Consider the following 15,889-nt stretch of genomic DNA (forward strand, 5'->3'; position numbering starts at 1 on the left):
TTTTTATTTTTTGTTGGTTTTAGAAGTCAATGCGAGATCTCGCATTGACTTTTTTTGTGCCTTGTAGTTAATTCCTTCTGGTGTTTTCAAGATTTTAAAACGATGGACAGAGGTGTTAAATAGCTATCATTGGTAGAAATTAGGTAAATCACCTAATCTAAATTTCCGCATTGTCCCAATGTTTGGCAGTGGGAATCTTGTGACATTTGAATATAAATAAAAAAGCAAAATTCAATTGTTATGAAAACGTATCCAAATATCTTAAAGCCGGTTAAGCAGTATGTACTTGTAGGAATCATAGTTATGATTACTTTGTTTGGTTTAACGCTGAAAGCAAATGCTCAAAGTACATTATTAACTAATAGTGTTGAAAAAATCAATAATTCCATTACTGTTCAATTGGTGGATTATGATTATGACATAATAATTCCGAAAGTTAAGATTGAGGAATTGAATTCTATAAAAGATGCGGTATTTAATCAATTGGTATATGTTGCTGATGGCAGTAGCGGATATTACTTTTACATGGGTGCAGAATGGGAAAAGCAAAACATTAGAGAGGTATTTGAACTAATTGGAGTTAATTTAAATATTCAAAATCCAGATGCTGAGAGCTTGATCTTAGTGGCTTCTGAGGATGAAACCAGAGCATTATTGGATTATAATCATCATGTTAAAAATATTTATCAGGATTTTGTATTTGATGCTGTGAGTAATGATTTAGCAATAAATATAGAGAGGGAATAGTTTTTTTAGTGATTGATCTGGGGCTATCTAAAATAGCTTTACAACTGTACAATAGAAAAAATATTTAAATGGCATCAGAGATACTTTGATACCATTTCTTTTTTGTGGAGTTTTTAGGCCTGATAAGTACGCCTTTGGTCATTGCTTTTACTCTAATTTTTCTTTGTGGTTTCAATCCACCAAGCTTCGGGTTTTACTAAAATCGTATCTTCTTTATCCACATGCACTAAACCTGGAGGTAGGCCTTTAGGCTTTCTAACATATTTCTTAGGCGTTACAATGACTGGGCTTAAGCTATCTGATTTTCTTTTTGAGTAGAATGCGGCAGCTTGTGCGGCTTTTTCTACAACTAACGGAGGAAATGGTTTACTGCTCTGTTGTTTGATAACCACATGAGAACCTGTAACGTCTTTGGCATGCAGCCATAAATCATTCTTCTTGGCGAATTTTAAAGTCAGTTCATCATTTTCTCTAGCCCCTTTCCCAACTAAAATGGTAAATCCGGCATATTCGAACTTTTTGTAAGGTACTTTTAATTCAACTTGAGCTCTTTCCTTCTGCGGATTTTGTTTAATTAATTTCTTGATAGATTTGATGTCCTCTGCAGCATTAACATCAGATAACTTATGCTCTACTTCTTTCAATTCTAACTCTTTCTGTTTGATGGAAGCTTCTAGCTGCTCGAGTTCAATTTTCTGATTTTTTGATTTTCTATAAAGGTTTTCGGCATTTTTTTGCGGACTTAAATGCGATTTTAGAGGTATTATAATATTTTGATTAGTATAAAAATTGAAAAGCTCAACCTCTTTGGCGTGTGGTGGGATTTGATGCATATTTGCCATTAATATATCAGCTAATTGATTATAGCCAGGTTTTTCAAGCACTTCTTCGAGCTTTTGGTTTGATTTTTTGATGTAGTTAATGCTCTGATTCCTTTGCTTTTCCAACTGCTTGGCAAGTCGCTTTTTCTCTTTTCGTATGAAATTTTCTTTGGAGTAGGTATAATAGAATTGAGTGATACCTTCTAAGCAACTATCCTCTTCTTTTATAATATCTCCAAGTTTGAATAGTGAAAAATGAATTTCATCATTCCATAAAATGGTATAGAATTTATTAGGATTTCTAATGTCTGACTCTAGTAAAGAAATGATTTCCCATTGCTCTTCTAATTCTTTTTCATTGAGCCTAATACTTTGAAAATATTGTTTAATGAGTTTTCCGAAAGTCGGAAATAGCTTTTGGTAGTTACCATCAAATTGGAAGAAAGCCTCCTTTACTTGATCAATAGGCCTGTCTAATTCATTTAATTGAAGTTCTAAATCTTGTGGAAAGCTGTTTCTAAATAGTTCAAATGCTTTTTCTGATTCAAAACCAATGATATTTGAGCGATTCCCATGCATTTTAAATAATAATGCGTAGTTGTCTTCAAAGTGGATTGCAAAACATCTTTCATTTTCAAATTGCTGTATAGATTCTACTTTCCTGCCAATAAACTCAGGGAATAAATCCACGCTATTGCTTTTTGTTCTGGCAAATTGATTAGGAAAACTTAAACAAGAAAACTCAGGTAGTAAGGAGGCCTTGATGTAAAAATCTCCTGATACATTACTGAACCCTAAAATTAATTCATCTCGACTCTGACTAAAACAAGCCAATAATTCAGTCTTGCTTATTTTAGCCTCTAATTCTTTTGATAATTGTCGAAACACATAATAGTTATTATGCATTTTAAAGTTCTATTTGAAGTCCATCATAAGCCAATTTCATACCCTCAGGTAGTTCTTCTTCTACATTTTTATGCAAACCTATTCTGTGACCCATATGAATAAAATAGGCTTGTGGAATCTCCAGTTCTTCGACCATAGCTACAGCTTGCTCAAGATTGAAATGCGAAAGATGTGTTTTTTTCTGCAATGCACTTAACACAACTACTTTACTTCCTTTAATTTTATGCTTTTCCTCATCTGGGATGTGGTTAACATCAGTAATATAGGTGAAATCCTTGATTCGATATCCAAAAACCGGAAGCTGATGGTGCATCACATTAATGGGTACGATGTCTATTCCTTCAATTTGAAATGGCTTGTTTTCAATTTCGCACAGTTGAACCTTAGGTATTCCTGGATATTTATTCTTGGCAAAGATGTATGAAAATTCTCTCTGAATTTGTTCTAACACTTGCTTTCTGCCATATACTGGCATATCCATTTTTTGCTTAAAATTATATGATCTAACATCATCTAAACCTGCTGTATGATCTTTATGTTCATGGGTATACACAACAGCATCCAAGTGATTAATTCGTTCTCTAAGCATTTGAGTCCTAAAATCAGGGCCAGTATCGAAAACGAAACTTTTGTTTTCTATTTCAATATGAATGCTAGTTCTTAATCTTTTATCCCGGTAATCTAGTGATTGGCATACTTCGCAATCACATGCTATTACGGGAACCCCCTGCGATGTTCCTGTTCCTAGAAATGTTACCTTCAAAGTGCTAGTTCTGTTTGTTGCAGTTCTAAATAGAAATTTTTGTTTTTATCACCTAGTGTCTTGGTGTCTAATTCAATATTTTTAAGGATATCCACTAAGCAATTGATCTTGCCTTCTGTATCAAAAAATTTATTGATAATGACGATGCTTTGATCTTTCAATACACAGTAACCAGATTTGAAATTTCCTTTTTCATATCTTAACATGTAATCAGATTCTGAAAACACATCTTCTAATTTGTTGAGGAATGATTTTGTGTATTTGACCTGCATATTTAAAGTTTAAAATTTAATTACACACCTTTTAACCTATGTACTAATTACAATCTAATTAATAATAAGTTTGTTCAGTTAAAGCATGATTAATTGGTTAATTTTTTCACAGTTTCTACCAATTGGTCAAAATTCAGTGGTTTTTGCAAATACTCATTGATGCCAGCTTCTTTAAAATCTTCAATACTGTAGTTTTTCGCATTACCAGTAATAGCTATTATTGGGATCGAGGATTTTGATTTGTCATTCAATGCTCTAATCGCTCTAGTACATTCCATTCCATCCATTTTAGGCATATTAATGTCCATTAAAATAATGTCGAAAGTATCTGACTCTAAGGCCTTCAATACTTGTTCCCCGTTTTTAGCGGAATGGATGCTGTAATTTTGCATCATTAGAATTTTTTTGGTAAGGTTTTGGATTACCGAGCTGTCTTCTGCAATAAGTACTTTCTTAGTTTCTGCCATCTTATTTTAATATTGACTGATAATTGTTGGTAAATTTATTAAAATTATCTAACAAATGATTTAAGTCCTTCATTAGCTTTTCGGTTTTTTCTTTTTTTAAGTCGGATTCTATTTTTTTTGCCTGTTCTTCTAAGGAGCGAATACCTAATGTTCCAGCATTTCCTTTAAGTGTATGCAAATTATTTAATATTTTCTCCATATCCGAGGTCTTTTCTGCATTTATACTCTCTAATATCAAACTTTTTGCTTCAATTTCAAACTCTTCAAAGAAGGATTTGATAGTCGGTTTGTCAGCGTATTTGCTAAGCTGCTGAAGCGTTTTTTTATCTATTAATTCAAGTTCATTACCATTGCTCGTTTTTGGTGTATTCTCTTCAGAATTACTACTTTTAGACGTGAATCCAGGTAAATTCTGTTGAATAACATCCAATAATATACTAGAGACAATGGGTTTGGCTAAGTAATCGTCCATGCCCATATCTAAAAATCGCTGACGGTCTTCCTTCATCGAGTAAGCAGTCATAGCCACTATTGGCGGAATCGCTTTTGAAAGTTTCTTAATCTCTTTTGTAGCAGTTACTCCATCCATAATAGGCATTTGAATATCCATTAAAATCAGATCATACTCATTATTTTTAACCTTCTCTATAGCTGCAGGGCCACTGAAAGCCAGGTCGGTTTTGAAGCCCGATTTCATAAGGATTTGGCTGGCAACTTGCCTGTTGATGGTGTTATCATCGACAATCAAAATTTTAGGGGCATTGTTACTTTCAAAAGTCAATCTTGAACTCTTAGGGATATTTTGCTTACTGTTCTCAAATTCTTCAATTTCTGCAACGCTTGGTTCTTCTCCCATTAAGGTAAACCAGAATACACTGCCTTCATCCGGTTCTGAACTGACTCCGATTTGTCCGCCCATTAAACTGCTTAATTGTTTTGAAATAGCAAGTCCCAAGCCAGTCCCGCTAAACGATTTGGTACTGGAATTGTCAACCTGAGTAAAGAGTTTGAATAATTGTTGTTGGTCATTTTCTGATATCCCTATACCAGTATCTTCAACAGCAATTCTGTATAAATTATCTTTGATCTCCTTAGAAATATGTAATAAAACTCGTCCCTTCTTCTCCGTAAACTTTAATGCATTCGAAGTTAAATTAGAAACAATTTGGATGATCCTTGTTTCATCTATTTTTAGATATTTGGGAATTTCACTATCGATTTTAAAGCTTAAATCAATTGATTTTTGCATGGCTTGTTGGCTGAAAAGATTTAAGACTTTCTCAAAAATGGATTTGACATCGGTAACATGAGTTTGTATTTTCATTTTACCCGCTTCAATTTTGCTCAAATCCAATATATCATTTAAAATCGTCAGTAAGGTCTCTGATGACTTCTTAATAGTATATACAAAGTTCATTTGCTCAGGATTCAGCTGAGTTTGGGACAGCAAATCTACCATCCCAATGACACCGTTCATGGGAGTTCTTATTTCGTGACTCATATTAGCAAGAAATTGTTCTTTTACTTTTAATGAGTTTTCAGCAACATTTTTAGCATGTAATAGCTCTCTGTTGGCTTGCTTTAGTTTAGTAATATCTCGTGCCACACCTTCAATTGTCACTTCTCTACTGTCTTTATCCCGAACAAGACGTACGTTACAAATGCAATTTATCAGTCTCCCGTCTCGAGTAATTAAGGTGGCTTCAAAGTTTTGCACTCTTCTCCTGGATACTAATTTCTTTAATAAATCTTTCGTTTTTTTAGTGTACAGGTAATAATTGGTTACATTATTTCCCGTCACTTCATCTTGCTCATATCCAATATTTTCTTTTACTGAGGGGCTAATTAAAATAATTTCACCATTGAATCGGCAGTTAAAATAAATATCTTGAAAGGATTCAAAAATATTTCTGAATTTCAATTCACTTTTCTGAATATTTAGCGCGTTAATTTTCTTTTCTGTAATATCATGGGCAATTCCTGATAGTCCTGTGATTTCGCCACTTTCAGTAAAAATTGGATTAAGATAAATTTCTTTCCAAACGGCATCGTTTTCCTGCGTATTAGGAAGTTCTATCTCAAAATTTAAAGTTTCCCCGTTTAAACACTGAGTGAATTTCTGTTCCCAAAACCCATAGGCTTCTAAAGGGATCATAGAATTGATGAACTTACCAGTTAGATCAGAATTTATTTTAGGTTTAAAATTAAAATATTTTAAGAACTCGTATTCAAAATTTGCATTAAATGAAGTTAATCTAAAGTCTTTGTTTATAGACCATATAATATGGTTGCTGCTGTTGAAGATTGATTGGAGTCGAGCTGCTTGCGTACTGATTTTTTCTTCAATAAATTTTCTTTCTACCGACAGCAATACCTGATTGGAAATGAAGTTTAGTAATTTCAAATCTCGGTTCTGAAATGCATTTTCATCTCTGTAGCTTTGAACACCGATAACTCCAGGTGTTCCTTTTTCGGTTTGGAAGGGGACACCTAGAAATGCTTTCGGAATTGTACCATATTGATTGATTTTTCCTTCAAGAATCAAATCCATTATGTCGGATTCCTTCATGAGAACTGATTTTTTCTGATGGTAGATATACTCACAGAGCCCCTTTTTGTACCCAAAGGATGTGGATTTAGGAGAGTCTTCAATAAATTCATCATGAATATAAGGGAAGAACAACTCTTGCTTTTCAAACCTGAATTGAGCAATGAAAAAATTATCTGCATCCAATGCTTCTTTTAGTTTTTCATGGATGCCCTTAAATAGTCCATCTAGGTCAGCGCTTTTCAAGGTCAGATTGGTGATTTCATAGAAAAGATTCTGAGCTTTCTGTGCATGGATTTGGTTTGTGATGTCCTGAAAGTTGGCAATTACATTTCTGTTACTTAAATTTTTTAACAAAATTCCTGTAACATGAATTTTATCATTATTCTTCGAGCTCAGCCTTAATTCTACCAACTCCTGGCTTTTATCCCGCATTACTCTTTCAACAGCATCTTGAAACTTATGCCAATCATCAGGAAAAATAATATCTCTTATAAATATGTGTTTTAAATCCTGATTCGAATAGGCAAGACTTTTGCGCCAATTTTTGTTTGTTTTTACAATGCGACCATCCTCAGTGAACTCCATACTCAAATCAATTCCTTCTTCTGGGAACACGCTGTTTTCCAGGTGTCTGGAATTTTTTAGCAAATATTTGTTTTGGTAGAGTGCTAAGCGCAATTTCTCTACTTCTTTTATTAGTTGTTCTTTATCGTATTTTTGTAAATCCAAAATTCTTAATTTTATATCTCAATTTACACCATTAAGATCAATTTAAATATCAAATTTGACTAAAAAATCAAAAACCATAGTGATAGTGGCAGGGCCAACCGCAGTGGGCAAAACTTCAGTATCTATTCTTTTGGCAAAACGATTAAAGTCTGAAATAATTTCAGCTGATTCTCGTCAATTCTATAAGGAGATGGAGATTGGAACAGCTAAACCTACTCAGCTAGAAATGGACGGAATTCCACATCATTTTATAAATTCGCTTAGTATTCATGATGAATATAATGTCGGACAATTTGAAAAGGATGCTTTGAAATTATTGGACGACTTATTTATGAAACATGATTTGATTTTGGTAGTCGGAGGTTCTGGCCTTTATGTAAAAGCTCTTTGCGAGGGAATTGATGAAATGCCTGTAATTCCAACAGAAATTAGAGAGGAACTCAATGAAGAATATGCTGAAAAGGGAATTGAACATTTGCAAAATGAACTGGTAATAGCTGATCCGGAATATTATGAAATTGTAGACCAGCATAATCCGCAACGATTAATTAGAGCTTTAGAGCTTTATCGTGCAACTGGCAAGAACATGAGCTTTTATAGAGCCCAAGAAAATGCAGTTGATAGACCATTTAATATCATAAAAATAGGTTTAGAGCGCCCTAGAGAAGAACTATACGATAGAATTAATTTAAGAATGGATCAAATGATTTCTGAAGGATTATTTGAAGAAGCTGAAGCACTTTACCCATACAAACATCTTTATGCAATGCAAACAGTGGGCTATTCTGAAATATTTGGTTATCTGGAAGGAGAATATGATAGAGCAGAAGCAGTGAGATTGCTAAAAAGAAATAGCCGGAGATATGCTAAAAGGCAATTAACTTGGTTTAAAAGAGATCCAGAATTCACTTGGTTTTCGGCAGATGAAAAAGATGCAGTGATCGCTTTTCTTCAAAAAATGAGCTGACCTAGATTGACGTGATTACAAATTGGCAGGCTTTCAACTGAACTCAACTAGTTTTATGCTTTTTTTAACTGAGCAGTTAGTTTCGAGTTTTCAAGAATTCAAATGACCGACCCCCAGCATGGAACGCTGTTGCGTTCATATCCCATCTATCATTCCACACAGGTCATGTGTTCAAAGGTGATGGATTGTTTCTCCTTTGGAGATTAAGGGGCTTTTTCCTTCTGATTATTTTTCTTGAAGTGACCCCATGCGATTTTAATTTCATTGTAAGTGAATTCATCACCCAATCTAGCTTTTACATCTGCACTTCCTTTTACCTCATCCAGTGCCATCACTTGGCATATTTGGTCCAGCTTGGTAGCATCCATTAAATCAGTTGCATCAATATCTCCACTTTCAATATATTGAGCTAAATGTCCTAAGATCGTTCCATGAACGAAATCTCTCTTAGCTGCAATTTCATCAATGCTTAATCCTTCCTTGAATAAGGAAAATGAAACTTCCGCTGTGGGTGTTTTATCTTTCTTCGCTTTCTTTTTCTTTGACTTAGATTCTTTTTTCTGTTCCTCAAAGGTCGAAGACTGATGTAAATCCTTTTTAGATAAAATACGGTTCTCTGCAGCTGCTTTTACCAGCATGGCGGTTTTACTGATTTGTAGAAGCTGTGATTTCAATTGCTCCGTAATGCTTTCTAGCTCCTTTAGATAAGATTTGACTTTACTTTGGTTGGAGGTGTCAATCAAATGTGCTTTAAATGAATCAAACAAATCTTTGACTTTAGGTTTGAAATAGTCTTCTGCACTATTGACTCTCTCAGCTAACTCAGACAAGTAGTCGTCTTTGGCTTCATAATGAGCTAATGAACTTTGGAATTTCAGCCCCACGGTGGAGAGCTCTTCTAACTGTTCCTTTTTTTCTCTTGTCCAATTGGCGTATTGTTGTTTTAAGGACCGATTCTCACTTTTGTTGAAACTGCCCAAATGAATATTCAGCTCCTTCATTAAGCTTTGAAAATCAAAAGTCTCTCTTACTTTACTGAACAAAAATGCTTTTCTGTCTGATTCTAGATTCTGATTAAGGGCTGTAGGATCTTTTTTATTGTCCTCGAATTGACGAAGATTTTTGTCTAGTTCAAATGGAATATTACTTATGGGTTCTGATAGAATCAATCCATTTAAACCAGTTAATCTTGAAAGTGCAACGTACATTTGCCCAGGTGCAAAGCTATCGGATAAATCTAGGATGGCCTTTTCAAAAGTTAAGCCTTGCGATTTATGAACTGTAATTGCCCATGCCAATTTTAAAGGGAACTGCTTAAAAGTTCCTAGCCACTTTTCTTGTAACTCATTGGTGGACTTATCCAAACTATATCGCTGGTTCATCCATTCGTATCTTTCTACTGTTACTTCATCTTTAGGATCTTTCAGTTTTACTTTTATTGTTTCTTCATTCATCTCGGATATCTCACCGATTTTCCCGTTGAAGTACCTTGCTTCTCCGCTGCTGTCATTTTTTATGAACATGACCTGAGCCCCGATTTTAAAGTTTAGTTTATCAGGGATTGGGAACATATTTTCGGGGAAATCACCTTCGATTTCAGCTGTGTAACTTTGCTCTTCTCCATCAAGAGACTTTAACGACTTTTCATTGAGTAGATCCGCCTTGCGATTGTGAGTAGTGATATGGATGTAGCCCTCTCTTTGGGATCCTTCCACGTCTTTCTCGTAGTGCTGATTAAGCATTTGGATATCAGTGTCAGAGAGATGATTATCTCGTAATCGGTTTAAAATGGACGTGAATTCAGGGTCAGACTGCCGGAAGATTTTGTCCAGTTCAATATAGACCATTTCCGTTTTCTGTAAAGCTAGAGCCTCGAAGAAATAGCCTGTTTTATAGTAATTATTTAAGTATTGCCATTCGTGCTGGCGAATCACGGGCGGAAGTTGATTCAAGTCCCCAATAAACATGATTTGTAAGCCACCGAAAGGTTGATGGTTCTTTCTCACCATTCGTAAGATCAAATCCATGCAATCCAGTATATCAGCCCTTAACATACTGACCTCATCTATGATCAGTAACTCTAGATTTTTGATAATCTGACGTTTATTGCCATACATTTTAAATTGTTGCAGGAATGTTTTTGGCGTATTAATTTGTTCAGTGGTTCGGCTGAAATCTACTCCATTATCTTCAGGGATGAAAGTGCCAAATGGAAGTTGGAGTAGGGAATGTAAAGTTACTCCTTTTGCATTTATTGCTGCAATTCCGGTAGGGGCAGCTACGGCTACATTTTTGTAGGTATTGTTTATAATATAGCGCAGCAAAGTAGTTTTTCCACTACCAGCCTTACCTGTTAAAAAGATCAAGCGATTGGTAGTGTTTACATAGCGGACGGCAATTTTGGCAATATCGGTTAGCTTGTGTTGGGACATATTATTTGTGGGTTTTGGTTCTAGTTTAAGTGTAAAAGTAGGAAAAATGGGTTTTTTAGAAAAATAGGGGAGGTGGAAATTTTTGGATTGATGAAATTCCTCTTTTTAAAGGATTCATTTGCAATCGGATGTTTAGCTATTAAAAGTACCAATGTCTTTCATCAAAAATGATCCAAATGAATGCTTAGTGTTTCTACACTTGCCAATATAAATCTGTGCGTCATACCTGTGAAGACAGGGATCAATTGATTTTAACCTAAAGTTAAAATATGAAATAGTGAGTTGTAGCAAATGAATCAAGCTTTTCATCATTTCTCTCTGGTATAAATTGAAATTTGCACCCATTTTACACATGTTTTCTCTATTCTATCGCAGAACAAAACCGCATAATATTTTCCAAACCACCACAAAACCACAACTCAAATCCCAACCTCATAAAATATAATTTTTACAATATCCTTTCCTAACGAATGTTCGCTAATGACTTTATTCTTTAGCTTTATTGTTGTAATTTCGTAATTCGAATTAAACGACTAAAAAATATGTCTGCACATCAAACTGTAGCTCCTTATAAGCCTAAAAATAACGTTCGTATTGTCACTGCTGCCTCCCTATTCGATGGGCATGATGCAGCCATCAATGTGATGCGTAGAATCATCCAATCTACTGGTTGTGAGGTTATTCACTTAGGTCACGACCGTGCTGTTGAAGAAGTGGTAAACACTGCCATTCAAGAAGATGCACAAGCCATCGCCATGACATCCTATCAAGGGGGCCATACTGAGTATTTCAAGTACATGTATGATCTATTGAAAGAGAAAGGCTCTAGCCACATCAAGATCTTCGGTGGCGGAGGAGGAGTAATCTTACCAGAAGAAATCAAAGAATTGCATGATTACGGTATTTCTCGAATCTATTCTCCTGATGATGGCCGTTCCATGGGATTACAGGGCATGATCAATGATTTGGTGGAGCAAAGTGATTATCCTACTGGCCAGAATTTGAATGGTGAAGTAGGTCGCGTAGATAAGAAAGATGTAAAAGCGATTGCAAGACTGATATCGGCAGCAGAAAATTTCCCGGAAGAAAGTAATGCTGAATTAGATAAAATAAGAGAGAAAGCAAAAGATTTGTCAGTACCGGTTTTAGGAATTACAGGTACAGGTGGAGCGGGTAAATCTTCTTTGGTTGATGAGCTCGTACGAAGATTCTTAATTGATTTTAAAGATAAAAATATAGGAATCATCTCGGTAGATCCATCTAAAAGAAAAACTGGTGGTGCTCTTTTAGGAGATAGGATCCGGATGAATGCTATAAACAATGATAGAGTTTATATGCGTTCATTGGCAACTCGTCAAAGTAATTTGTCAATTTCTAAATATGTGAAAGATGCAGTTTCGATCTTGAAGGCAGCTAATTTTGATCTCATCATTTTAGAAACTTCAGGAATTGGCCAGTCGGATACGCAGATCTTGGATTATTCTGATGCTTCACTTTATGTGATGACTCCAGAATACGGTGCTGCCACTCAGCTGGAGAAAATTGATATGTTGGATTTTGCCGACGTTATTGCCCTTAATAAGTTTGATAAAAGAGGAGCTTTGGATGCATTGAGAGATGTTAAAAAGCAGTATCAGCGTAACCATGGATTGTGGGAATCGAAACCAGACGATATGCCGGTTTATGGCACCATTGCTTCTCAATTCAACGATCCAGGAATGAATTCACTTTATAAGGAATTGATGGCCAAAGTAACCGAAAAATCAGGTGCTGATTTGAAATCTACTTTTGAAATCACGGATGAAATGTCTGAAAAGGTATTCATTATTCCACCAAAAAGAACGCGTTACTTATCTGAGATTTCAGAAAATAACAGAGGTTACGATGAGTGGGTAGAAGAGCAAGCAGCAGTTGCGGACAAATTATATGGATATCGTAAATCTATAGAGACTTTACAAGATTCGGATATAGAAGATAAAGACCGTTTAATCAAAGGACTCGAAGAGGCCTATGCCAAAGAAGAGTTGAATTTTGATCCGAAGAATAAGCTCTTGATTGAAGAATGGGCAGCTAAAGTACAAACTTACAAAGACCCGGTTTATACTTTCAAAGTGAGAGATAAAGAAATTAATATAGATACGCATACAGAGTCATTATCTCATTCTCTAATTCCAAAAGTATCTCTACCAAAATATAAAAGCTGGGGAGATTTATTAAGATGGAATTTACAGGAAAATGTACCTGGCGAATTTCCGTATACCGCAGGAATTTACCCTTTCAAAAGAGAAGGGGAGGATCCTACGAGAATGTTTGCTGGCGAAGGTGGACCGGAGCGTACCAATAAGCGTTTCCATTATGTAAGTATGGATATGCCCGCTAAGCGTTTATCTACTGCCTTTGACTCGGTAACGCTTTACGGAAATGATCCGGATTACAGACCAGATATCTATGGGAAAATCGGGAATTCAGGGGTTAGTATTTGCTGTTTGGATGATGCCAAGAAATTATACTCTGGTTTCGATCTGGCGCATGCCATGACTTCTGTGTCGATGACCATCAATGGCCCGGCACCTATGTTGCTTGGATTTTTCATGAATGCTGCTGTCGATCAGCAATGTGAAAAATACATCAAAGAAAATGGCATGGAAGCCGAAGTAAAGAAAAAAATCGACAAGATTTTTAAAGAAAAGGGATCTACTCAGCCTCAGTATAGAGGAGAAATTCCAGAAGGCCATAATGGCTTAGGTTTGATGTTGCTAGGTGTAACCGGTGACCAAGTTTTACCTAGAGACACTTACGAAAAGATTAAGAAAGATACCATGGCGGTAGTTCGTGGTACCGTTCAAGCTGATATCTTGAAAGAAGATCAGGCGCAAAATACCTGTATCTTCTCGACCGAATTTGCTTTGCGATTGATGGGAGATGTGCAGGAATATTTTATTGAAAATCAGGTTAGAAATTTCTATTCGGTATCGATATCAGGATATCACATTGCAGAAGCAGGAGCGAACCCGATTACACAGTTAGCCTTTACTTTGGCGAATGGGTTTACTTATGTAGAATACTACTTGAGCAGAGGAATGGATATCAATAAATTTGGTCCAAACTTATCTTTCTTCTTCTCAAATGGTATTGATCCTGAATATGCAGTGATCGGTAGAGTAGCCAGAAGAATCTGGTCAAAAGCCTTAAAGCAGAAATATGGAGCAAATTCCAGAGCACAGATGTTGAAATACCACATCCAGACTTCAGGTAGATCGCTGCACGCCCAAGAGATTGATTTCAATGATATCAGAACGACTTTACAGGCGCTTTATGCGATATACGATAACTGTAACTCTCTGCATACCAATGCTTATGATGAAGCGATTACTACACCAACTGAAAACTCAGTAAGAAGAGCAATGGCGATTCAGTTGATCATCAATAAGGAGTTAGGTTTAGCGAAGAACGAAAATCCAATTCAAGGGTCTTTCATCATTGAAGAGTTGACTGATCTTGTGGAAGAAGCGGTTTTGACTGAATTTGATAGAATTACAGAAAGAGGAGGCGTTTTAGGCGCCATGGAAACCATGTATCAGCGAGGCAAGATCCAGGAAGAAAGCTTACATTATGAAATGCTGAAGCATACGGGTGAATTCCCTATCATTGGCGTAAATACTTTCTTGAATTCTAAAGGTTCGCCTACCGTAACGCCTGGTGAAGTAATCAGAGCGACCAAGGAAGAGAAAGAGTATCAAATTGAGACATTGGAGTTATTAAATGACCGATTTGAGAAAGAAGCCAAAGAGAGTCTGGATAGATTGCAAGATGCAGCCATCAAAAACGAAAACCTTTTTGCTGAACTGATGGAAGCCACTAAATTCTGTTCTTTAGGTCAGATTACGAATGCGATGTTTGAAGTTGGTGGGCAGTATAGACGCAATATGTAGGTTTAGATATTAGAGTCTAGAACCTAGATTATAGATAAAAGAAAAGCACGGTGAGAGTCGTGCTTTTTTTTGAAAACAAAACTTCATCGGGGAGTCATTCCATTAAGGAAGGGAAACTTGTCTTTTTGAAACGAAGTTTCCCTTTGCTAGCGCTCGTGTCACACGAGTGTTGAATACTATATGCCTCCAGCATTTTACTAAGCAGAACAAAAGATTTGCATGTAGATATTCAAAAAGGCTTTTAAGTAGATCCTCCATTAATTAAGCCTATCTTTGTCATAAATTCATTAAAGATCACAAATGCCCACTCCACAAAAGCCCAGCCTACACCCAAATAATCCATTTAATAAAAGATATGATCTGGAAAGTTTAGCCAAGACGCTTCCGGAATTAGAAGCTTTTACTTTCACCAATCAATATGATAGTCAAACGATTGATTTTGCTGACCCTAAGGCAGTGATGGCTTTGAATAAAGCTTTGTTGCTCCAGCATTATGACTTGAAATATTGGGATATTCCAGATGGATATTTATGTCCACCTATTCCGGGAAGAGCAGATTACCTATTTCATATAGATGAATTCCTCACTAAAAAAAGGAAAGGAGTTGAGGTAAAGGGCAATTTAATACGATGCCTTGATATCGGAACAGGAGCCAGTTGTATTTATCCGATTTTGGGTTCACAGCAATTTGGTTGGAATTTTGTGGCTTCAGAAATTGATCCCAAAGCGGCTGCTTCAGCAGAAAAAATCATTGCTGAGAATCCTAAGCTGGAAGGGAAAGTCGAAATTAGGAAGCAGTACAAATCTTCAGATATATTTAAAGGCATTGTCAAAAAGCATGAATACTATGATGTGAGTATTTGCAATCCGCCTTTTCATAGCTCAGCTGAAGAAGCTGAAAAAGGAACCACCAGAAAGCTGAAAAACCTCAAAAAATATAGAAAAGGGGAGAAGCCCACTTTAAATTTTGGGGGTAAGAGTAATGAGTTGTGGACTGAAGGAGGAGAATTAAAGTTTATTACGAATATGGCTGTTCAAAGTAAATACCATTCTCATTCTGTTCGTTGGTTTACCACCTTAGTCTCAAAATCTTCAAATCTGAAACGTATTTATGAAGCCATCAAACAAGCTGGTGCCAAGGAGATTGAAACGATTGAAATGAGCCATGGAAATAAAACGAGTAGGATAGTGGCTTGGACCTTTTTATCTCCTATGAGAACTAGAAGCTAGGTTCTTTGGCCAAGCATCTTAAACCTTCGCTTCGTTGAAACTAAAACCTATTTTTTAAAAATTTAGCGCTGC

10 protein-coding genes are annotated in these 15,889 nt (G+C 35.8%); 4 read left to right on the top strand and 6 right to left on the bottom strand.

From position 1 onward, the window contains the following. The first annotated feature begins 240 nt into the window (after nt 1–240). On the top strand, nt 241–747 hold the full coding sequence (locus tag Q3Y49_RS12455; protein ID WP_303268578.1) for a hypothetical protein: 507 nt from the start codon (nt 241–243) through the stop codon (nt 745–747). 152 nt (nt 748–899) lie between these two features. Here Q3Y49_RS12455 and Q3Y49_RS12460 read toward each other — a convergent pair whose 3' ends face one another. The 5 genes from Q3Y49_RS12460 to Q3Y49_RS12480 all read right to left on the bottom strand — a co-directional run bounded on the left by Q3Y49_RS12460 (nt 900) and on the right by Q3Y49_RS12480 (nt 7,256). Beyond that, nucleotides 900–2,474 carry an NFACT RNA binding domain-containing protein gene (locus Q3Y49_RS12460; RefSeq protein WP_303268580.1) on the bottom strand — a complete coding sequence of 525 codons (1,575 nt, stop codon included), beginning with the start codon at nt 2,472–2,474 and terminating at the stop codon, nt 900–902. 1 nt (nt 2,475) lies between these two features. Further along, nucleotides 2,476–3,237 (bottom strand): MBL fold metallo-hydrolase, encoded by a 762-nt coding sequence (locus Q3Y49_RS12465; RefSeq protein WP_303268582.1) that lies wholly within the window; start codon nt 3,235–3,237, stop codon nt 2,476–2,478. Continuing rightward, nucleotides 3,234–3,509, bottom strand: a complete 276-nt coding sequence (locus Q3Y49_RS12470; protein ID WP_303268583.1) for a hypothetical protein — start codon at nt 3,507–3,509, stop codon at nt 3,234–3,236. The genes Q3Y49_RS12465 and Q3Y49_RS12470 overlap by 4 nt, the downstream gene beginning before the upstream one ends. Nucleotides 3,510–3,598: 89 nt before the next feature. After that, nucleotides 3,599–3,976 carry a response regulator gene (locus Q3Y49_RS12475; RefSeq protein WP_303268584.1) on the bottom strand — a complete coding sequence of 126 codons (378 nt, stop codon included), beginning with the start codon at nt 3,974–3,976 and terminating at the stop codon, nt 3,599–3,601. Nucleotide 3,977: 1 nt separating this feature from the next. After that, nucleotides 3,978–7,256: a PAS domain S-box protein gene (locus tag Q3Y49_RS12480; protein ID WP_303268586.1), complete on the bottom strand. Its 3,279-nt coding sequence runs from the start codon at nt 7,254–7,256 to the stop codon at nt 3,978–3,980. 55 nt (nt 7,257–7,311) lie between these two features. Between Q3Y49_RS12480 and miaA the strand changes: the two genes are divergently transcribed. Next, complete coding sequence (gene miaA, locus Q3Y49_RS12485; RefSeq protein WP_303268588.1) at nt 7,312–8,223, top strand: tRNA (adenosine(37)-N6)-dimethylallyltransferase MiaA; 912 nt, start codon at nt 7,312–7,314, stop codon at nt 8,221–8,223. 203 nt (nt 8,224–8,426) lie between these two features. Here miaA and Q3Y49_RS12490 read toward each other — a convergent pair whose 3' ends face one another. Further along, nucleotides 8,427–10,655 carry a helix-turn-helix domain-containing protein gene (locus Q3Y49_RS12490; protein WP_303268589.1) on the bottom strand — a complete coding sequence of 743 codons (2,229 nt, stop codon included), beginning with the start codon at nt 10,653–10,655 and terminating at the stop codon, nt 8,427–8,429. A 542-nt stretch (nt 10,656–11,197) separates the two neighbouring features. Between Q3Y49_RS12490 and Q3Y49_RS12495 the strand changes: the two genes are divergently transcribed. Together Q3Y49_RS12495 and rlmF are read left to right on the top strand one after the other, a co-directional pair. Next, the gene (locus Q3Y49_RS12495) at nt 11,198–14,587 is read left to right on the top strand and encodes a methylmalonyl-CoA mutase family protein (RefSeq protein WP_303268590.1); all 3,390 of its coding nucleotides are present in this window, start codon (nt 11,198–11,200) and stop codon (nt 14,585–14,587) included. A 300-nt stretch (nt 14,588–14,887) separates the two neighbouring features. After that, nucleotides 14,888–15,817: a 23S rRNA (adenine(1618)-N(6))-methyltransferase RlmF gene (gene rlmF / locus Q3Y49_RS12500; RefSeq protein WP_303268591.1), complete on the top strand. Its 930-nt coding sequence runs from the start codon at nt 14,888–14,890 to the stop codon at nt 15,815–15,817. The last annotated feature ends 72 nt before the right edge of the window (nt 15,818–15,889 follow it).

The organism is Marivirga harenae (genome assembly GCF_030534335.1).
Classification (GTDB): Bacteria; Bacteroidota; Bacteroidia; order Cytophagales; family Cyclobacteriaceae; genus Marivirga; species Marivirga harenae.